The sequence below is a fragment of the Marinospirillum perlucidum genome, from assembly GCF_003336805.1.
GTDB classification, from domain to species: Bacteria; Pseudomonadota; Gammaproteobacteria; order Pseudomonadales; family Halomonadaceae; genus Marinospirillum; species Marinospirillum perlucidum.
In genome coordinates this window covers 283,550-301,491 of record NZ_QFWJ01000002.1, presented here as the reverse complement: position 1 = coordinate 301,491, position 17,942 = coordinate 283,550, and the positions used below count along the sequence as shown (strand labels likewise).

18 protein-coding genes are annotated in these 17,942 nt (G+C 52.8%); 13 read left to right on the top strand and 5 right to left on the bottom strand.

Going from position 1 to position 17,942, the window contains the following annotated elements:
* Window positions 1–12 precede the first annotated feature (12 nt).
* The 8 genes from paaK to paaE all read left to right on the top strand — a co-directional run bounded on the left by paaK (window position 13) and on the right by paaE (window position 7,753).
* Window positions 13–1,323, top strand: a complete 1,311-nt coding sequence (gene paaK, locus DFK18_RS03895; protein ID WP_114416903.1) for a phenylacetate--CoA ligase PaaK — start codon at window positions 13–15, stop codon at window positions 1,321–1,323.
* A gap of 220 nt (window positions 1,324–1,543) precedes the next feature.
* Window positions 1,544–2,569: a hypothetical protein gene (locus DFK18_RS03890; protein ID WP_114416902.1), complete on the top strand. Its 1,026-nt coding sequence runs from the start codon at window positions 1,544–1,546 to the stop codon at window positions 2,567–2,569.
* A gap of 78 nt (window positions 2,570–2,647) precedes the next feature.
* Entirely contained in the window at window positions 2,648–3,694 is a 1,047-nt protein-coding gene (locus DFK18_RS03885) for a 2Fe-2S iron-sulfur cluster-binding protein (protein ID WP_114416901.1), read from the top strand.
* A gap of 299 nt (window positions 3,695–3,993) precedes the next feature.
* Window positions 3,994–4,989: a 1,2-phenylacetyl-CoA epoxidase subunit PaaA gene (paaA, locus tag DFK18_RS03880; RefSeq protein ID WP_114416900.1), complete on the top strand. Its 996-nt coding sequence runs from the start codon at window positions 3,994–3,996 to the stop codon at window positions 4,987–4,989.
* Window positions 4,990–5,004: 15 nt separating this feature from the next.
* Window positions 5,005–5,286 carry a 1,2-phenylacetyl-CoA epoxidase subunit PaaB gene (gene paaB, locus DFK18_RS03875; RefSeq protein WP_114416899.1) on the top strand — a complete coding sequence of 94 codons (282 nt, stop codon included), beginning with the start codon at window positions 5,005–5,007 and terminating at the stop codon, window positions 5,284–5,286.
* A 10-nt stretch (window positions 5,287–5,296) separates the two neighbouring features.
* Window positions 5,297–6,061 (top strand): 1,2-phenylacetyl-CoA epoxidase subunit PaaC, encoded by a 765-nt coding sequence (gene paaC, locus DFK18_RS03870; RefSeq protein ID WP_114416898.1) that lies wholly within the window; start codon window positions 5,297–5,299, stop codon window positions 6,059–6,061.
* Window positions 6,045–6,626 carry a 1,2-phenylacetyl-CoA epoxidase subunit PaaD gene (paaD, locus tag DFK18_RS03865; protein WP_114416897.1) on the top strand — a complete coding sequence of 194 codons (582 nt, stop codon included), beginning with the start codon at window positions 6,045–6,047 and terminating at the stop codon, window positions 6,624–6,626. The genes paaC and paaD overlap by 17 nt, the downstream gene beginning before the upstream one ends.
* 50 nt (window positions 6,627–6,676) lie before the next feature.
* Window positions 6,677–7,753: a 1,2-phenylacetyl-CoA epoxidase subunit PaaE gene (gene paaE, locus DFK18_RS03860; protein ID WP_114417084.1), complete on the top strand. Its 1,077-nt coding sequence runs from the start codon at window positions 6,677–6,679 to the stop codon at window positions 7,751–7,753.
* Between the two features lie 48 nt (window positions 7,754–7,801).
* On the opposite strand, the gene DFK18_RS03855 is transcribed toward paaE, so the two are convergent.
* A complete protein-coding gene (locus tag DFK18_RS03855) occupies window positions 7,802–8,689 on the bottom strand; it encodes a TIGR01777 family oxidoreductase (RefSeq protein ID WP_114416896.1) in 888 nt (295 codons plus the stop codon).
* Window positions 8,690–8,979: 290 nt separating this feature from the next.
* Between DFK18_RS03855 and DFK18_RS03850 the strand changes: the two genes are divergently transcribed.
* A complete protein-coding gene (locus DFK18_RS03850) occupies window positions 8,980–10,425 on the top strand; it encodes a hypothetical protein (protein WP_114416895.1) in 1,446 nt (481 codons plus the stop codon).
* Window positions 10,426–10,576: 151 nt separating this feature from the next.
* Here the strand turns inward: DFK18_RS03850 and DFK18_RS14785 are convergent, their stop codons facing one another.
* On the bottom strand, window positions 10,577–10,669 hold the full coding sequence (locus DFK18_RS14785) for an NAD-dependent epimerase/dehydratase family protein (RefSeq protein ID WP_342769739.1): 93 nt from the start codon (window positions 10,667–10,669) through the stop codon (window positions 10,577–10,579).
* 110 nt (window positions 10,670–10,779) lie between these two features.
* Here DFK18_RS14785 and DFK18_RS03845 point away from each other — a divergent pair, with 110 nt between their 5' ends.
* From DFK18_RS03845 to phrB, 3 genes are all read left to right on the top strand, one after another.
* Entirely contained in the window at window positions 10,780–11,727 is a 948-nt protein-coding gene (locus DFK18_RS03845) for an NAD(P)/FAD-dependent oxidoreductase (RefSeq protein WP_114416894.1), read from the top strand.
* A gap of 69 nt (window positions 11,728–11,796) precedes the next feature.
* Window positions 11,797–12,663, top strand: a complete 867-nt coding sequence (locus tag DFK18_RS14655) for a MerR family transcriptional regulator (protein WP_245944323.1) — start codon at window positions 11,797–11,799, stop codon at window positions 12,661–12,663.
* 2 nt (window positions 12,664–12,665) lie between these two features.
* A complete protein-coding gene (gene phrB / locus DFK18_RS03835) occupies window positions 12,666–14,141 on the top strand; it encodes a deoxyribodipyrimidine photo-lyase (RefSeq protein ID WP_114416893.1) in 1,476 nt (491 codons plus the stop codon).
* Here phrB and DFK18_RS03830 read toward each other — a convergent pair.
* Complete coding sequence (locus DFK18_RS03830; protein WP_114416892.1) at window positions 14,128–14,466, bottom strand: zinc ribbon domain-containing protein YjdM; 339 nt, start codon at window positions 14,464–14,466, stop codon at window positions 14,128–14,130. The two genes, phrB and DFK18_RS03830, sit on opposite strands and share 14 nt — an antisense overlap.
* Window positions 14,467–14,709: 243 nt before the next feature.
* On the opposite strand from DFK18_RS03830, the gene DFK18_RS03825 reads away from it, so the two are divergent.
* Window positions 14,710–16,842, top strand: a complete 2,133-nt coding sequence (locus tag DFK18_RS03825; RefSeq protein WP_114416891.1) for a SulP family inorganic anion transporter — start codon at window positions 14,710–14,712, stop codon at window positions 16,840–16,842.
* Between the two features lie 22 nt (window positions 16,843–16,864).
* On the opposite strand, the gene DFK18_RS03820 is transcribed toward DFK18_RS03825, so the two are convergent.
* Both DFK18_RS03820 and DFK18_RS03815 read right to left on the bottom strand, forming a co-directional pair.
* The gene (locus DFK18_RS03820; protein WP_114416890.1) at window positions 16,865–17,278 is read right to left on the bottom strand and encodes a DUF4150 domain-containing protein; all 414 of its coding nucleotides are present in this window, start codon (window positions 17,276–17,278) and stop codon (window positions 16,865–16,867) included.
* A gap of 14 nt (window positions 17,279–17,292) precedes the next feature.
* Window positions 17,293–17,931: a DUF3540 domain-containing protein gene (locus DFK18_RS03815; RefSeq protein ID WP_114416889.1), complete on the bottom strand. Its 639-nt coding sequence runs from the start codon at window positions 17,929–17,931 to the stop codon at window positions 17,293–17,295.
* Window positions 17,932–17,942 lie beyond the last annotated feature (11 nt).

Genomic DNA, 17,942 nt, shown 5'->3' with positions numbered 1-17,942 from the left:
CAGGAAACAACTATGACTCTGCCACTGCAAAAACTCGGCACCCTTGATCCTCTGGAAACAGCCAGCCTGGACGAACTGCGTTCCACCCAGTTGCAACGGCTACGCTGGAGTCTCAACCACGCCTACACCAATGTGCCCTTTTATCGTAAAGCCTTTGATGACAAGGGGCTGCACCCGCTGGATATCAACTCTCTGGAAGACCTGGCGCGCGTTCCCTTTACCACCAAGGCAGATCTGCGCGACAACTACCCCTACGGCATGTTTGCCACCCCCATGCGCGATGTGGTCCGCATCCATGCTTCCAGCGGCACCACCGGCAAACCAACCGTTGTGGGTTACACCAAAAATGATATCAACACCTGGGCCAGCGTCGTGGCTCGCTCCATTCGTGCCGCAGGCGGCCATGCTGGAGACAAGGTCCATGTGGCCTATGGCTATGGTCTCTTCACTGGCGGCCTGGGCGCTCACTATGGTGCGGAAAAACTCGGCTGCACGGTGATTCCCATGTCCGGCGGGCAAACTGAAAAACAGGTTCAGCTGATTCAGGATTTTGCTCCCGACATCATCATGGTTACCCCTTCCTACATGCTCAATATTGCTGATGAGCTGGATCGTCAGGGGGTAGATCCTCACCAACTGCCTTTACGAATCGGTATTTTCGGGGCAGAACCCTGGACCGACAGCATGCGCAAGGAGCTGGAAGATCGCCTGGGTATTCAGGCCCTGGATATCTACGGCCTGTCTGAAGTGATGGGACCCGGCGTTGGCCAAGAGTGTGTGGAAACCAAGGATGGCCCTACTATCTGGGAAGACCACTTCTATCCGGAAATCATTGATCCGGCTACCGGCGAAGTTCTCCCCGATGGTGAATATGGCGAATTGGTTTTCACCTCCCTGACCAAGGAAGCCCTGCCGATACTTCGTTACCGCACACGCGACCTGACGCGGCTGCTTCCCGGCACTGCCCGCCCCATGCGTCGGATCGACAAGATTACCGGTCGTAGTGACGACATGCTGATTATTCGCGGGGTCAATGTATTCCCCACCCAGATCGAAGAACAGATCCTAAAAGTGTCACAGCTTGCTCCACACTATGAGATAGAAGTGTATCGCGATGGCAATATGGACTGTGTCGATGTACGCACTGAACTCAAGCCCGAAGCCGGTTCCTCTGCAGCGGAAGAGCGCCAGCAGCTGTGCAAGGAGCTGCAGCACCACATCAAATCCTATATCGGCATCAGCACTCGAATCGAAGTCTGTGAACCCGGACGATTGGCACGCTCTGAAGGCAAGGCCAAGCGTGTTTTCGATCGTCGCAGTTAAAACTGGAACGCCTCTGTTCCTAGCCCCTTTGCCCTGCTGTTGCAGGGCTTTTTTTTGCTTATTCGTCTGACTTTGTTGACCTGGATCAAGGTTGTATTTGATACGTAAAAACAGGCATTGATAGTTTTTTTCGTGTCATATAAAAAGACACAGTGGCATTCAGCCACAACCTTGAACACGTAACACTTACAACAACAACAAGCCAACGAGGTCACTGAACATGGCTAAGAATGAGCAACTCGCCAAAAGCATGGAATTTCCGCCAGAAACGCCCCAGCCAAACGTTTATCCGCTGTCCTGGCATTCACAAACCGAAAAGATGGAAGAAGTCTGGGATGCTGCCCAGCGCGAGAACTGGGACCCCAAGCACCTGCCCTGGGATACCCTGGACGTGGAATCCTATTCCTGGGAAGAGCGCGAAGCCATTGCCTACTGGTGGACCCTGCTCTCCGTTTTTGATGCTTCTGCACCTCCCGTTTTTGCCGAAGCCTTTATCAAAACCTACGAAGTTCACGAAGAAGATGCTGTACGCCGCTGCTTCTTCTCGGTTACCCGTGACGAGCAGAACCACGAACAGATGTGTGGCCTGGCCATCACCAAGTTCCTGGAGCACACCGACCCGCTGACTTACGAACCCAAGACCGAGCTGGGCAAGCGCCTGCAGAAAAATGCCAAGTGGCTTTACTACAATGGCGGACGCTATTGGAATGGTTACAAGCAGGCGGTTCCCAAGTACCCGCTGGCGGTTCTGTTCAGCTCCTTCCTGATGGGTGAGATTGCTGCGGCCACCATCTTCAAGCAAATGCACGACAACAGCCGTGAGCTGGTGTTCAAGGAAGCTTTCAAGAACATCGGTCGTGACGAGGGTCGTCATATGGCTATCTGCATGGCCCTGATGGAGCGTGACTACCCCGGCATGCAGGCTGAAGATCGTGCCATGGTGACCAAACAAATCCGTGCCGGCTACCTCTTCCTGTCTGCGGTTCTGTTTGAACCTCCCATGGAATTCTGGGACCTGCCTGACGACTTCATCGACAACCAGCGCGAAGCGGAAGAAGTGGCCCGTGGTGCCGGTTTCGGTGTACCCAGCTATGACGCCAAGAAAGAAAACTGGCGCAATGCCATGCTCAACCTGAAGGGTGTCCTGGATCGTTACGACATTCCTTTCCCCGCCATCCCTGAAGTGGGCATCAGCGGTGAAGAAGTGTCCGATATCGACATGGAAAGCATTATCCCCGTTTTCTAAACGGCAATGCCCTGAGCGCCAGCTTCCTTTCGGAGGCTGGCGTTTTTGTGACCCTCCATAGCAACCAAGAGGCAGGTTATGCAAAAAATCCTACTTCACCCTTCCGGCAAGGAAGTTGAATGCAAGCCGGGTGATACCGTTCTGGCCGCTCTGGAAGGTGCGGGCTACGCACTTCCCAATAATTGTCGCGCCGGGGCCTGTGGCGAATGCAAGGTCAAGGTGGTATCGGGACAATTTGACCAGGGCATGGTGCTGGATATGGCACTGAGCCAGGAAGATCGCCGCGAAGGCTATGGCCTCATGTGCATGGCCAAACCCATTTCCGATGAACTGGTCATTGAGTGGGGTACGGATGATGCCAAACCCAAGCTCTTCCCGCCGCGCGAAAACCAGCGTTACATGGTGACGGAAATCACCCAGTGCACGCCCCGAATCAAACAACTAAGGTTGCGCCCCCTGGCTGCTCCCATGCGCTTTTGGCCAGGCCAGTACATTACCCTGGGTGATGAGCGTGCCGGTGCGCCTGAGCGCTGCTACTCACTCGCCAATGCCCCGCGGCCCGATGGTGAACTCATCATCCAGGTTACCCGGGTGGAAGATGGCAAAACCAGTAACTGGGTTCACGATCAGCTGGAAATTGGCAGCATGATCAAGGTCAATGGTCCCTACGGCACCTTTATTGGTGATCCGGCAATGGAAACACCCGTCTTGTGCCTCGCTGCAGGCTCGGGTCTTGCGCCCATCCTGTCACTGGCAGAAGCGGCACTCAAGCGTAACTATCGCAAACCCGTGACCCTGATGTTTTCGGCTCGCAGCCTGGATGACCTCTATGAACTGGGCAGCATGAAATACTGGGAAGCCAAGCACCGCAACTTCAACTACAAGCCCACGCTGACGGATCAACCGGAAGACGGCTATCTGAAGGGCAGCATCCCTGAAGTGCTTCCTCAGGAATTCAAGGATCTATCCGAACACAGCATTTTCATTTCCGGTAGCCCCGGTTTTGTCGATGCCTGTATCGCCGCCGTTAAGCAACTGGGTGGCAAGGAAGAAATGATCCACACTGAAGGCTATTTTGATCAGGCCCAACCGCAAACGGCACCCGCCAGTCAGTTGGTTTCCTGATCACTCCTCCTCATCCTCTTGTTTTTCCCCGGCTTCGTGCCGGGTTTTTTGTTTTCTGACTCACTTAACCTTTAACAACTACAGACATTTCGTATCACTTTAAAGGCTTGATACTCGTCAAGAGCTTCGAGATAAAGCATTGATGGGCATCAATGAACTTTTTTTCCTTTTTTTGTCAAAAATAACGTGACACACAATTTATGTTATTGCTATTCTTTTGAGTGTCATATGTAGCTGCTTGGTGTCCACCACTGGCAGCCGACCTACAAAAACCGTGCAGATGCCCTGGAGGCCGTTTTATGTACGCTCAACTCGTTGAAACCGGCGTAAAAAAAATAAAAAGCCTGGAAGAGATGACGCCTGAAGAACGCAATTTTCAGGAAAAAGTCGATGCCGAGGTCAAGATAGAGCCCAAGAACTGGATGCCGGATGCCTATCGCAAGACCCTGGTTCGCCAGATTTCGCAACATGCTCACTCGGAAGTCGTGGGCATGCTCCCTGAAGGTAACTGGGTCACCCGTGCCCCGACCCTCAAGCGCAAATTGCAGTTGATGGCCAAGATTCAGGATGAAGCCGGTCACGGCCTCTACCTTTACAGCGCCATGGAAACCCTGGGCGCTGATCGCGACGAGGAAATCGAAAAACTGCATCAGGGCAAAGCCAAGTATTCCAGCATCTTCAATTATCCCACCCTCAACTGGGCGGATATGGGAACCGTTGGCTGGCTGGTCGATGGTGCCGCTATCGTCAACCAGGTGGTTTTGCAACGCACCTCCTATGGCCCCTATTCACGCGCCATGATTCGCATCTGTAAGGAAGAAAGTTTTCACCAGCGCCAGGGATATCAGATTCTGTTGGATCTGATGCGCGAAGGAACCGAGGAGCAGAAACAGATGGTTCAGGATTCCATCAATCGTTTCTGGTGGCCTTCATTGATGATGTTCGGCCCCTCGGATGACCAGTCGCCCAACTCGCAGCAGTCAATGGCCTGGAAAATCAAGCGCAAGAGCAACGATGAGCTGCGTCAGATGTTTATCGACCAGACGGTACCCCAGCTGGAATTCCTGGGCTGTACTGCTCCCGATCCCGATCTCAAGTGGAACGAGGAAACTGGCCACTATGATTTCGGTGAAATCGACTGGCAGGAGTTTTACGAAGTCCTCAAAGGCAACGGCCCCTGCAACCAGGAAAGAATTGCGACTCGCAAGAAGGCCATCGATGAGGGCACCTGGGTTCGCCAGGCCGCCAAGGCTTATGCCGAGAAACAACAACAAAAACAGCAGAGTGCTGCTTAATCTTTGGAGAACACTATGTCTGAATGGCCACTTTTTGAAGTTTTCGTCCGTAGTAAACACGGCCTGAACCACAAGCATGTTGGCAGCGTCCACGCCGCCGATGCGCGCATGGCGCTGGAAAATGCCCGTGACCTCTACACCCGTCGTAACGAAGGTGTGAGTATCTGGGTGGTTCCTTCCAATAACATCACGGCTTCTTCCCCGGATGAGAAAGAACCCCTGTTTGATCCTTCGCATGACAAGGTTTATCGCCATGCCTCCTTCTATAAGCTTCCTGACGAAGTTAACCAGATGTAAGGAGCCTTTTATGGATCAGCAACAAGCTTTGCAGGAATATCTCCTGCGTCTGGGTGATTCTGCACTCATTCTCGGCCAGCGCCTGTGCGAACTCTGCGGCAAGGCACCCGCCGTCGAAGAAGAAATGGCACTGATGAATGTCGCGCTGGATCTCGTCGGTCAGGCGCGCAACTGGTACGAATATGCCGCCGAACTGGAAAACCAGGGGCGCTCGGCTGATGACCTGGCCTATCTGAGAGATGCGCATGAATACCGCAATCTGCTCCTGGTCGAACAGCCCAATGGCAACTATGCCGTGACCATGGCACGCCAGTTCTTTTATGACGCCTGGCATTATTTCACTCTCAAGGCCCTGGTGGAATCCAGTGACGAGCGACTAGCCGGCATTGCAGCCAAAGCCCTCAAGGAGGTGACCTATCACCTGCGCCGTTCGTCAGAATGGGTCAAGCGCCTGGGTGATGGCACCGAAGAAAGCCATGCCAAGATGCAGGAAGCCGTGGAACTGCTATGGCGCTTTACCGGCGAACTGACCTCCACCGACGAGGTGGAAAAACAGCTGGCTACAGCAGGTCTGGCTCCCAACGAAGAGCAATTGGCCTGCGACTGGCAGGGCTTGGTCGAAGCTGTTCTGAGCGAGGCCACGCTGGAACTGCAGCCCGAGGATGCCTGGATGTACAAGGGTGGCAAGCAGGGTGAGCACACTGAGCACCTAGGCTACATCCTGGCGGAAATGCAATTCCTGCCAAGGGCTTATCCCGATGCCAAGATCTGGTAAATCAGCGCCGCGTCCGGCTCCGGTTCCCGGAACCGGACACCTTCTGGCCAGCGACCGGGTTCCCGGCAATGCCAGTGACGAGCGCTTGTCGGAAGACCAGCTGCTGGCAGTGCTGCAGGAGGTCAAGGACCCGGAGGTGCCGGTAGTCAGTGTGGTGGAGCTGGGCATCCTGCGACACCTGGAATGGCAAGGTGACTGCCTGAGAGTGGAAGTCACCCCCACCTATTCCGGCTGTCCGGCAACCGAGCTGATTGAGCAGATGATTCAGCAGGCTCTACAAGCAGCCGGTATTCGCCAGGTAGAGATCATACGTCGCCTGACACCTGCCTGGACCACAGACTGGATCACAGTTGAAGGTCGGGAGAAACTGCGCGCCTACGGTATAGCCCCACCTCAGGGAAGTGCCAGCAAGCTCAGCTTGCTGGGGCAGGACGAAAAGATCATCTGTCCCCAGTGTGGCAGTGAAAACACGCGCAGGGTCAGCGAGTTTGGCTCGACAGCCTGCAAAGCGCTTTACCAGTGCCAAGACTGCCAGGAACCCTTTGATTACTTCAAGTGCATTTGATTTTCCGGCAAAAGCCTGGCCAGCAAAACAACTATTTTAAAGAGATGACTATGAACCAATTTCATTCACTCAAGGTAAAAGAGGTAAAACCGGAAACCCGCGATGCGGTTTCTCTGGCATTTGACCTGCCTGCAAGCCTTAAGGACGACTTTCAGTTTATCCAGGGCCAGTATTTGACCCTGAAAACCCTGATTGATGGCGAGGAAGTCAGACGCAGCTATTCCATCTGCACCGGTACCCATGAAGATGAACTCCGTGTTGCCATCAAGAAGGTGCCCGGTGGTCGTTTTTCCACCTTTGCCAATGAACAGCTTAAAGCTGGACAAACACTGGATGTGATGCCCCCTCAGGGCAATTTCTACACCCAACTGGACCCCAAACGTGAAGGCCAGTACCTAGCCGTGGCTGCCGGTAGCGGTATTACCCCCATCCTTTCCATTATCAAAACCACCTTGGAAAGCGAACCAAAGAGCAGCTTCACTCTTTTCTATGGTAATCGCGCCACGGCAGCAACGCTCTTCCGTGAAGAACTGGAAGATCTTAAAAACCGCTATATGGAGCGCTTTAACCTGGTGTTTGTGTTTACCCGCGAACAACAGGATATCGAGCTGTATAACGGTCGTATCGACAGTGACAAGTGTGAGGCTCTCTTTGATCGCTGGTTGCAGGTTGAGCAACTGGATGCTGCCTTTATCTGCGGCCCCCAGGCCATGACGGAAACCGTGAGCGAATCCCTGAAAAACCACGGTCTGAAAAAAGAGCGTATCCACTATGAACTCTTCACGCCTGCTGGCGGTGCGCCTGTGGCCCGTAAAGACCGCGAAGACATCCACACTGACCCCTCGGCAGTTAGCAAGGTTACCGTCATTGCCGATGGTCGGGCTCTGGAGTTTGATCTGGTCAGGGATACGGACAGCATTCTGGATGCGGGTAATGAGCAGGGTGCAGATCTGCCTTTCTCCTGCAAAGCCGGGGTTTGCTCCACCTGCCGGGCCAAAGTCGTGGAAGGTGAGGTCGAAATGGATGCCAACCATGCCCTGGAAGACTATGAAGTCGAAGCCGGTTACGTGCTTTCCTGCCAGTGCTATCCGGTAACGGACAAGGTCGTGCTCGACTACGACCAGTAACTCAGGTTGCCAACTGCACAGTCCGGCGAGGCTGTGCAGTCATTGGCCTTATTTCAACAGGTGTCGCAGTGCTCCTTCCAGCTGTGGATAATTAAACTCAAAGCCTTCTTCCTGCAAGCGTTGCGGCAGCATCCGATCGCTAACCAAAAGTAATTCGGCCATTTCACCGAAAAGCACCTTTAAAAGCGGCTCAGGCATAGGCATAAAAGCTGGACGCTTGAGAGTAGTTGCCAGCGTTCGGGTAAACTCCTTGTTGGTCACCGGCTGGGGTGCCGAGGCGTTGTAGACCCCGTGAGCCGAAGACTCTTCCACCAGCCAGCGGTAGATACGCGCCATGTCTTCACGGTGAATCCAGGGAAACCAATGCTGGCCCTTTCCCAGAGGGCCACCCAGACCCAGCTTAAAAGCGGGCAACATCTTGCCCAGAGAGCCGCCACCCGGTGCCAAGACTACCCCGGTACGCACCAGACAGACGCGAACACCCAGGTCTTCAGCTTTCAGGGCTTCAGCCTCCCAGGCTACACAAAGATCGTGGGCAAAACCCGCTGTTGGCGGCGTTGTTTCGGTCACCTCCTGATCGCCCTGCTCGCCGTAATAGCCTACTGCTGAAGCCGAAACCAGCACTTCCGGCGGTTTTTCCTGCCTTTGCATCCACTCCACCAGCTTGCGCGTGACCTCCACACGGGAGCTCACCAGTTCAGCCTTGCGTTTTTCAGTCCAGCGCTGGTCGGCAATTCCTGCACCAGCCAGATTAATCACCGCATCAAAATGCTGATCCGGAAGCTGATCCAGATCACGCACATAACCGGCAGTTCCTTGAGGCAAATCCGGTTTATGCTGACGCGTCAGTATCCAGGGTTGGTGGCCTGCACCAGCCAGCAGAGGCACCAGCTCACGACCGATAAAACCCGTGCCTCCAGAGATCAATATCTGCATGCTGCACCTCCTTTCTTACACATATACCTATACAATACTTGAACAATTTTAGCCTAGCCACTAGTATTTCTTCTACAGATGAATCTAGCGATAAGAGGGGTAACTTCGATGAAAAATCTAAATTTGAAATATTGATATCCAAGAAAACTTGCCTCGTATAGGAAATGTGTTAACTTTAATAAATGCTTGCCAAAAATATAAATTCCAGCAATACAAAATACATTACCCTCTTCTTATTTAATTTTGGCTAATTCTCTGGATTGCTCTACTCCACAGCAGGAGTCAAACAAATGTTACAGCCTCTTATAAAATCTAGATGGTATCTCTTAATGGCTGCTATCGCCTTAACTTTGTGTGCTTGTGGAGGCGGCAGTGGGAGCAGCGGCTCATCCGAGAACAGTTCAGGAGAGGGTAAAAATGCCGATTTCCCAGGCAGCATTATCGGGGAGCGGATTGAATTTACAGTAACAGAGGCACTTACTCAGAGTAGTGTTTCCGTGGGTGAAACAGTAGTTTATGACTATTCATCTGATGGTCGAGTACAGGGTACTAATCCAGAGACAGGTCAAGTATTAGAGCCTGTTCGCTACGAATATGAAGCTAACGATCTTAGCGCCACCATTTTATTGTTTTACGAATACAATAATGGGGATGGATATGAAGAATACATTCTGACTGGAGATACAACAATATTAGAAGGCAGCTATCAATATGAGGCAGTGGTAACCTCTCCATCCCAATATAGCGCAGGTAAGGCAAAAGGCAACTACAGAATTGTTCCACCAAATAATGTCATAGTATACGCAACAAAAAATGCAGCCTCTATACCCAGCACCCAAGAAGACATTTGGCAGTTCCTGAGGCGCCATGATGACATTCAAACTGTGGCAATGGAACGCAATCGAAGTGCCTATGTTGCTATACAAGAAAATGGAAAACTTATTGCTGACACTTCTCTCAAAAAAAGAGATGTCCAAGGTGATGGAACATCAGAAGAAGTGACGGTTGAATTAATTTCACCTCCTGATGGAACCTATAATGCAGTAGAAATCTACCAGTCTCTTGGGATAGCAATCAATAACAATGATGAATTATGGCTTTGGGGAGGAATAAACAACATCACCCCTCGAAAAAATACAAATCTTGAAGCCCCAGTTCATAGCTTTATAGAAAATAGCCTAGGTTCACTAGTAATTACAGGAACAGATCGTAGCCCTGAATATGTATGTAAAGAAAGTGATGGCAGCTGTGATTTTGACACTGAACAGTCAGAGCTAGATGCATTGAATATTACTGGTGTTAACAAGGCTATACTAACGGCACTACAAGGGGGCCCTATATTTGTATATACAGACACTAATAGGGGTTCCCTTAAAATTGCTAACGCCTGCACAGGCACTTCATGCAACCCACCAGTTTTACCTAGTGACCTTGGCATGGTAGTTGATTTTGATATCCAACCCAGCTCTTTCATTGCAGCTATCAATTCTAGTGGACATGTGGTAGTTACGAACTGGGAGGGTAACCAGCTGCCGATACCGACTGACATTAGCTTCAATGCGGTAGACTTAGCAGTAACTTCCAATCATGTCGCAGTAGTACAAAAAGATGGTTCCGTCATAACCTGGCGCTATCAATCTGGCCAACTGTATGATTTAGAAGCCCCATCAAGCATCACTGATATAACAAAAGTTGAAAGCACACCCTACGATGGTCATTTTCTCTTTTTGCAATAAAATTATTTTTTGATGGCACTAGCCGACACCTTCTTTAAAATATATTTGGTCGCTTAGCTCCTACAAAAAACCAATTTTGATTAACTTTTTCAATGCAAGGTTGAAAACCCTTTTGTCTACCACCCTGTCATTTCTTTATTCTACTAACACGTCACAGTATCCAGGGCTGGTGGCCTGCACCAGCTAGCAGAGGCACCAGCTCACGGCCGATAAAACCCGTGCCTCCAGAGATCAATATCTGCATGCTGCACCTCCTTTTCTTTTACATACACCTATACAATACTTGAACAATTCCAGCCTAGCCACTAGTATTTCTTCTACAGATGAATCTAGCTGATAAGGAAGTAGTGTGCGATGACTGCTGCAAAAATTGCCCTAGTAGGAGCGGGTCTGGCGGGATTGACCCTGGCCCGCCAATTGGCTGATCACGGGGTCGAGATCACTGTCTTTGACAAGGCCAGAGGGCCGGGGGGACGCTTTGCCAACCGCCGCACTGAGTCAGGTGTATTTGATCTGGGTTGTCAGCTATTAACAGCCAGAACACCTGCTTTTACCCAGCAGTTGCAGAAGTGGCAGCAAGAGGGGTTGCTTGCCCCCTGGCCTGCTTCCGGCAGTCTAACCGGGATTGGCCGCATGAGCCGTTTAACCCGCTATCTGAGCCAGGGCCTTAGCCTCCAACAAAACACTCGCATAACCCGGCTTCAACGTGATGAGCAGGGTTGGTGGTTGCAAACTGACCAGATGGAGTTCTATGGGCCTTACACTCAAGTTGTTCTCGCCACTCCGGCCAGCCAGGCAGCGGCACTGCTGCCACCACAGGCAGAAGAAATGGCCGAACAGCTGGGTCGCGTAGAAGAAGCACCTGCCTGGGTCGCTTATTTTGCTTTTAATCAGCCTACTGGCATCTCAGTGGCTTTAGAAGACGATCCTTCTCCAGATATACGACGAATTACCTGTCTGAGCAGTAAACCCGCGCAAGAAGCCGCTCCTGAGCTTTGGTTGGTGGAAGCCAGCGCTTCCTGGAGTCAGCAGCACCTAGACGAAAAAGCATCCACGGTAGCCACCAGGCTTTTGCATCTCTGGCAAACAACCACTGATCAAGGCTGCTTGTCTCACCCCCAGCTGTTGGGCGCGCATCGCTGGCTTTATGGACGTTGCCACAAAGCCTTGCAGCAAGCCTATTTGGCAGATTCCAATCTGGGGCTCTACGCTTGTGGCGATTACTGCCTGGGAGCCGATGCCGAAGCCGCCTGGCAATCGGCTCAGGCACTGGCAAAGGCCTTGCAGGAGACTATACAATAGTTATACCCTTGTTACCTGAAGGGGAGTTTTCGCCCGTTTTAGGCATAAACCAGCAAACAGGTCACAGCTATGACAAGCCCAGCGCAAGAAGAGGGTGCCAATCCACTTTATCCCATCCGTGAAGTCTCGCGGCTTACCGGGGTTAATACGGTCACTCTGCGTGCCTGGGAAAGGCGCTATGGTCTGATTTGCCCGCAACGCACCCCCAAGGGCCACCGCCTTTACTCTGCCGAGGATATCGATACCATTCGCAGAATTCTGCAATGGCTGGACAAGGGCGTTGCCGTCAGTCAGGTCGGCGATCTGCTCGACAAGGCACCTCAAGCACCGGTTGAAAGCCCTGCCCAGGGCTGCTGGTCCCAGGTACGCCAGGAATTCATGCGCTGCCTGCAGCAGGGTGATGAGACTCAGCTCGACCAGCTATATAATCAATTATTTACCAGTTGGTCGGCAAGCCAACTGGCTCAGGAACTCCTGGCTCCGCTAGTACAGGAAATCGGGGAGAACTCGGCCGAGGCTGTTCTCCTGGCCCGTTATCTGCGTACTCGTCTGGGGGAGCGCTACTATCATCGCGCTCCTCATCTGGCCGGTCCCCGCCTGACCCTGCTGCCACTGGAAACATCTGCCACACCCGACTGGCCACTACTCCTGGCACTCCTGAGCCTTGTTGATCTGGATTTCCAGGTATTCTGGCTGGATGCTCCCCTGGAGCCTTCCGAGTATCCCCGAATCCTTCAACAACAGCGCCCAAGACTGCTGTTTATAACCGGCCGGCACCCGCAGCGACTGGCCAGTTTGAAAAGCTACTGCCAGCAGGAAAAACTGGGGTTGGTTGAACTCAGTGAGCAGCCCTCCGATCAAAACCAGCAGCCTGTCTGGAAGCCGCTGGATTCTACTCGCGTTCAAGGGCTACTGCAGGAACAGGAAGGCCGCTGAAGATGTCGGCCACCCTGGTCTGGTTCCGGGCTGATCTACGCCTGCATGACAACCCGGCCCTCTGGCATGCCCTGAGCACGGCCGGAAGTCGAAAAAGCCCTCTGCTGGCGATCTTTTGCCTGACACCCCAGCAGTGGCTGGATCATGATCAGGGACCTAATCAACTCAACTTTCTGCTGCGTAACCTGGCCAGCCTGCGTCAGGATTTGCTCGAACTAAACATCCCTCTGAAGTTGATTCATGCCGCAACCTTTGCCGAACTTCCTTCCCAACTGGCCCGCTTTTGCCGGGAGTACCAGGTTGAGGAGCTTTTCTATAATGAAGAATACCAGTGGAATGAGCGCCAGCGAGACCAGGCCGTACACGAGCAACTGCAGATGCAGGGCGTTCAACTGCATTCCTATCAGGATCAGGTGCTTTTCACGCCTGGACGCCTGCTGACAGGCAAAGGGGATTACTACACCGTTTTTACGCCCTTTTATCGTCAATGGATCCAACGTCTGGATGCCAGCGACCTGCAGCCTCTTCCCAAACCACCAGCCCAAGCGGCCACAGCCTGGGAGGCCGACCCCCTGCCGGAATCCTTAACGGAACTGGGACTAGATTCGGGGAATACGAATATCCAACAACTCTGGCCCGCCGGGGAAACCGCTGCACTGGAGCAACTGGCTGCATTTTGTGAGCAGTCGTTGCATCGCTACAAGGAACTAAGGGATTTTCCCGCGCTGGAAGCCACCAGTCGCCTATCACCTGCCCTGGCACAAGGCCTGATTTCACCCCGACAAGCTCTGACCGCTGTCTGGCAAGCAACTCAGGGACGCTTAACTGACAAGGAAAGTGGAGCAGGAACCTGGGTTGCTGAACTCGTCTGGCGTGAATTCTATCGCCATCTTCAAATCGGCTTTCCCCGTGTCAGCCGCGGGCGCGCCTTCAAAACCCCCACCGAAAAGTTGGCATGGCGATCCTTACAGGAAGACAGAGTGCAGGAGGATCTGGAAGCCTGGAAAGCTGGCCAAACCGGTTTTCCTCTGGTCGATGCAGCCATGCGCCAGCTGCAACAAACCGGCTGGATGCACAATCGCCTGCGGATGCTCACTGCCATGTTCCTGAGCAAGCATCTGCTGATCGATTGGCGGATCGGTGAGGCCTATTTCATGCAGCAATTAATAGATGCTGACCTGGCTTCCAATAATGGTGGCTGGCAGTGGGCCGCCTCGACCGGAACCGATGCAGTGCCTTATTTCCGCCTCTTCAATCCCTACCGCCAATCGGAACGTTTTGATCCTCAGGGCGACTTTATCCGCCGGTATCTGCCGGAATTAAAGCAACTTCAGGGCAAGGCCATCCATCAGCCTCCAGTGCATAAAAACCGATCGGACTTGTTTGCAGAGACAGGAGACTATCCGCCCCCAAGAGTTGATCTGAAGGCAGCCAGGGAGAGAGTTCTGGCTGCCTTTGAAGCCATCAAACCTTCTTGACGAACTCGGATTTGAGCTTCATCGCGCCCAAGCCATCAATTTTGCAATCAATATCATGATCACCATCTACCAGGCGGATATTTTTCACCTTGGTACCCACCTTGACCACGCTGGATGCCCCCTTAATTTTCAAATCCTTGATCACGGTAACAGTATCGCCATCGGCCAGGGGGTTACCATGGGCATCTCGAATTTGCTCAGCCGTTTCATCATTGCTTTCAGCCTGGGCAGACCATTCATGTCCACATTCAGGGCATATCAATTGCAGGCCATCTTCATAGGTGTATTCGGATTGACAGGAAGGGCAGGGGGGCAAAGCACTCATGAAAGACCTCAGTAAGAATTAAAAGAAGCTAAATCATGCCAGAGAGGCTGAATAAACACCAATAAGCCGCGCTTTGCTTTATTTCGACCTGAACCAAGGTTACACTTTAAAGGTTTTTTGTAACTAAAATTTCAGCAGTCAGGCTGCAGCGCCATCAGGAAAGTTGGATTAGCCCAGGCTTTTTCAGTCCACGACCTAGGGTTAATCAAAGACGCCAAAATAACAACCTTCGGGAACGCCTTCATGCACTCGCTACTACCCGCTCTCCGCCTTCTCCCTGCCGTTGCTCTGATGAGTCTGATCAGTACGGTCCTGGCTTTTTCTTTTGCAGCCATGATGGTTCACACCACCCATGAAGCCCTCTTGCCGGATATGGTCATGGCAATGCTGTTCACGGCCCTGGTTTCAGCCTTTTTTGTGGCCTGGAAAGGCAGTATGGCCGGTTTGATCGCCATCCCTCTCCCCAGTGCTGCAGCCATGTTTGCCGAGATGTTTCGCAGCAACAGCCCCGAAGCCGGAGAGATCTGGTTACTGCTATTATTAGGCGGCCTCCTGACTGCTAGCTTGATGTTGCTGCTGGGTGGCCTGAAACTCAGCAAGATAGTCCGCTATCTGCCACTTCCGGTTCTTGCCGGCTTTCTGGCCGGGGTGGGCTGGCTTTTCATCAAAGGCGGGCTGGCCCTGACCGGCCTGAACCACTGGTCATTTTCCGCTTTTATGGATTCAGCCCTGTGGATGGGTGTGGGTTTTGCCATCCTTCTCTGGCTGCTGCGTAAAAGAGTCCCTCCTTCTTATCTGCTGCCAGGCGCGACCCTGATCGGGGGGGCGATAATGATTTTTCTGGCACCAGCGCTGCAAAATCAGGGCAGCTGGTTCTTTCATCTGGAAGCGGCAGGGCAACTGCCCCTGACCAGCTGGCAGTGGTTCAGTCAGGGGCTTCCCAGTGTCGACTGGATTCATCTGCCCTGGACGGCACTGCTCACCCTGGCTGTTATTTCGGTTTTATCCATGCTGCTGCAGGCCACCTCGATTGAGCTGTTAGCAAAGCAGGACCTGAATCTGGATCAAGAGCTGCGCGTGGCTGGTGGCATGAATCTATTGAATGCCCTGGCTGGTGGCGGTGTGGGCTCCCTGTCCCTGAGCCAGACCAGCATGGTCCGCCAGATGAAGGCCAACCAGCGCCTGACCGGCTTTTTGATTGCAGCCTGTTTGTTGGTGGCCCTGCTGGTTCATGAACATCTATTGCGCTGGTTGCCTCTGCCACTGGTTGCTGGCCTGCTGATTTTCCAGGGCATGCAGTTTGTTCATCAGTGGCTGCTTACTTCCGGTCAACGCTTCCCCAGGGCCGACCAGTTTGTAATCGGCGTTATTTTTGTCGTCATAGTCTTCCAGGGCTTTTTGGGCGGGGTGCTGCTCGGATTACTCTTGACCATTCTCCTATTTATTCGTGAATACAGTCGTTTACAACCTATCCATCTGAACACCAACCTGACCGGTCTGAAAAGTGGCGTGGAAAGAACCCCTCAGGAACAAAACTGGTTACAGGAAGAAGCTAACCGAGTAAGGATATATCAGCTGCGCGGATTTCTGTTTTTTGGCTCAGCCAATTCCCTGATCGAACAGATCAAAACAGATGTTCACGAAAGCAAAACTCGAATTGAAGCCCTGTTGCTCGATTTCCACCGGGTCACTAATGCCGATTCCTCAACCGCTAATAGCCTCGTGCGCTTGAAGCAATTCTGTGACAGCGAAAAGATTCAGGTACATATTACCGGGCTCAACCAATCCCTACAGGAACGCCTTTTGGCTGCCGGTCTTGCCTTCAGCAAGGAGATGACTCCAGGAGTTTTACGTTTATCGGACTCTCTGGAAGAGGCCTTGGAATTGCTGGAAAACCAGTTGCTGAAGGGGCTGGAAACCAGCGAACTATCTCCGGTCAAAGCCATGCTGCAGCACCGGATGATCCTGCAGGAACACGAAATTCGTCGCCTTCTGGCCTATTTCAAAGAGGAAACCTTCTCCGATGGCGAGTGGATTCTGCAGGAAGGTGAGCGTAAGCGCAGCCTTTACATTATTTCTCAAGGAAGTGTGGAGGTTATGCTGAAGAATCGGGAAACCGGCAGCATGATCCGTCTGAAGAAAATGCGCCCCGGTACCCTGCTTGGGGAGATGGGGCTCTATCTGGATGAACCACGATCGGCCTCGGCGAGAGCATCCGGTGGCTGCCGTGTACTGACTCTAACCTACCCTACTCTGGAGCAACTGGAAGCCAGGGACCCGGATTTGGCCATGGCCTTCCACCGCTTTGTTGTATTCATGCAATCCGAACGTTTACGGGAAAGCAATCAGCGCGTCTACTCACTCCTACAGGATTAAACGGCCTCTCTACTTGATCATCTCAGGTCAAGAGCATCAGCTTGACCTGAGAAGGAGCCAGAGTGACGCCCGGTGCACCCGGGGTAAAACCGTTCTGACCCGACATCCCCAGCATCTTATTGGCTGGCAGACCACCAATCAGGGTTTTCAAGCTCCCCAGGAGTTGCCGCTGCGGTCCCATAACCATCCCCGACACGGGGTTCATCATTAAACCGGCATTATCACCATTACTCATGGGCGTAATGGTCATCATATTATGATTGGGCATGGCCAGCGTCAGCACCTTGACCTGGGAGGGAATCCCCGTAGTGGGTATGGCCATGTTGGGATAAGGAAGGGGCGTGGGGATCGGGCCTACCGGACTGGGAATCGGCGTCAGGCAGACATCGGGAAAACCCATGTTCATACCGCCCATCTGCGTTGTTGCAAAAACCATAATTGTTCTCTCTATCAGCCCATGTGGATGCGTTCAGCATCAACCCGCAAATCCTTCTCGCTGGTAATGCTGCCACGCTGGCTATGAATCGTCAGGGAGTTCCTGACCCGGTGCAGGTGTTCGCCGGAATCCTTTTGTTCCACTTCTTCGACTCGACTGATGGATTGGCGAACCTGCTTCCAGGTGCGCTGACCACTATGCCAGAAGTCCTGAATCAGGTTACGCACCCTTTGCCAGTTCTGAGTCAGCTGCTGACCCTGGACTTCGGCTTCTTCGGTCACCATTTTGCTTTTACGAGTCAGGAGTTGCGCCTGTTCAGCCTGTAGAGACCAATCACCAATATGCTGCCATTTGCAGTCACTACCGCCAAAATCTACCTCCATGCCTTCATGGGCGCGGATGCGCAAAGGCTGCGGCTGCTGGCGTTCCAGAATAGCCAGCAGGTAATAATCTGATCCCACCTGCTGAACCAGGACCCGATCACCCAAGGCCGGTTGAACCAGGCAGGAATAGGCTTGCCGTGCACGAAGCACGCCGCTATCGGAGGACAACAACCAACGCCCTTCCTTGCCCCCCTGAACCAGGGCTGTAAAAGAAGGTCCGGCTTGTTCAGGACCAGCGGGCTGTTGCGGGGAAAAGGCTTGCAAGGACATGAGGAACCTCC

Excerpts from the sequence above, each read along its gene's own strand:
- DFK18_RS03830 (WP_114416892.1), bottom strand. The coding sequence starts at position 14,466 with ATGAGTGCTTTGCCCCCCTGCCCTTCCTGTCAATCCGAATACACCTAT.
- phrB (WP_114416893.1), top strand. The coding sequence starts at position 12,666 with ATGTCGGCCACCCTGGTCTGGTTCCGGGCTGATCTACGCCTGCATGAC.
- DFK18_RS03890 (WP_114416902.1), top strand. The coding sequence starts at position 1,544 with ATGGCTAAGAATGAGCAACTCGCCAAAAGCATGGAATTTCCGCCAGAA.
- paaK (WP_114416903.1), top strand. The coding sequence starts at position 13 with ATGACTCTGCCACTGCAAAAACTCGGCACCCTTGATCCTCTGGAAACA.
- DFK18_RS03885 (WP_114416901.1), top strand. The coding sequence starts at position 2,648 with ATGCAAAAAATCCTACTTCACCCTTCCGGCAAGGAAGTTGAATGCAAG.
- paaC (WP_114416898.1), top strand. The coding sequence starts at position 5,297 with ATGGATCAGCAACAAGCTTTGCAGGAATATCTCCTGCGTCTGGGTGAT.
- DFK18_RS03815 (WP_114416889.1), bottom strand. The coding sequence starts at position 17,931 with ATGTCCTTGCAAGCCTTTTCCCCGCAACAGCCCGCTGGTCCTGAACAA.
- DFK18_RS03855 (WP_114416896.1), bottom strand. The coding sequence starts at position 8,689 with ATGCAGATATTGATCTCTGGAGGCACGGGTTTTATCGGTCGTGAGCTG.
- DFK18_RS03825 (WP_114416891.1), top strand. The coding sequence starts at position 14,710 with ATGCACTCGCTACTACCCGCTCTCCGCCTTCTCCCTGCCGTTGCTCTG.
- DFK18_RS03850 (WP_114416895.1), top strand. The coding sequence starts at position 8,980 with ATGTTACAGCCTCTTATAAAATCTAGATGGTATCTCTTAATGGCTGCT.
- paaD (WP_114416897.1), top strand. The coding sequence starts at position 6,045 with ATGCCAAGATCTGGTAAATCAGCGCCGCGTCCGGCTCCGGTTCCCGGA.
- DFK18_RS03820 (WP_114416890.1), bottom strand. The coding sequence starts at position 17,278 with ATGGTTTTTGCAACAACGCAGATGGGCGGTATGAACATGGGTTTTCCC.
- DFK18_RS03845 (WP_114416894.1), top strand. The coding sequence starts at position 10,780 with ATGACTGCTGCAAAAATTGCCCTAGTAGGAGCGGGTCTGGCGGGATTG.
- DFK18_RS14655 (WP_245944323.1), top strand. The coding sequence starts at position 11,797 with ATGACAAGCCCAGCGCAAGAAGAGGGTGCCAATCCACTTTATCCCATC.
- paaE (WP_114417084.1), top strand. The coding sequence starts at position 6,677 with ATGAACCAATTTCATTCACTCAAGGTAAAAGAGGTAAAACCGGAAACC.
- DFK18_RS14785 (WP_342769739.1), bottom strand. The coding sequence starts at position 10,669 with ATGCAGATATTGATCTCTGGAGGCACGGGTTTTATCGGCCGTGAGCTG.
- paaB (WP_114416899.1), top strand. The coding sequence starts at position 5,005 with ATGTCTGAATGGCCACTTTTTGAAGTTTTCGTCCGTAGTAAACACGGC.
- paaA (WP_114416900.1), top strand. The coding sequence starts at position 3,994 with ATGTACGCTCAACTCGTTGAAACCGGCGTAAAAAAAATAAAAAGCCTG.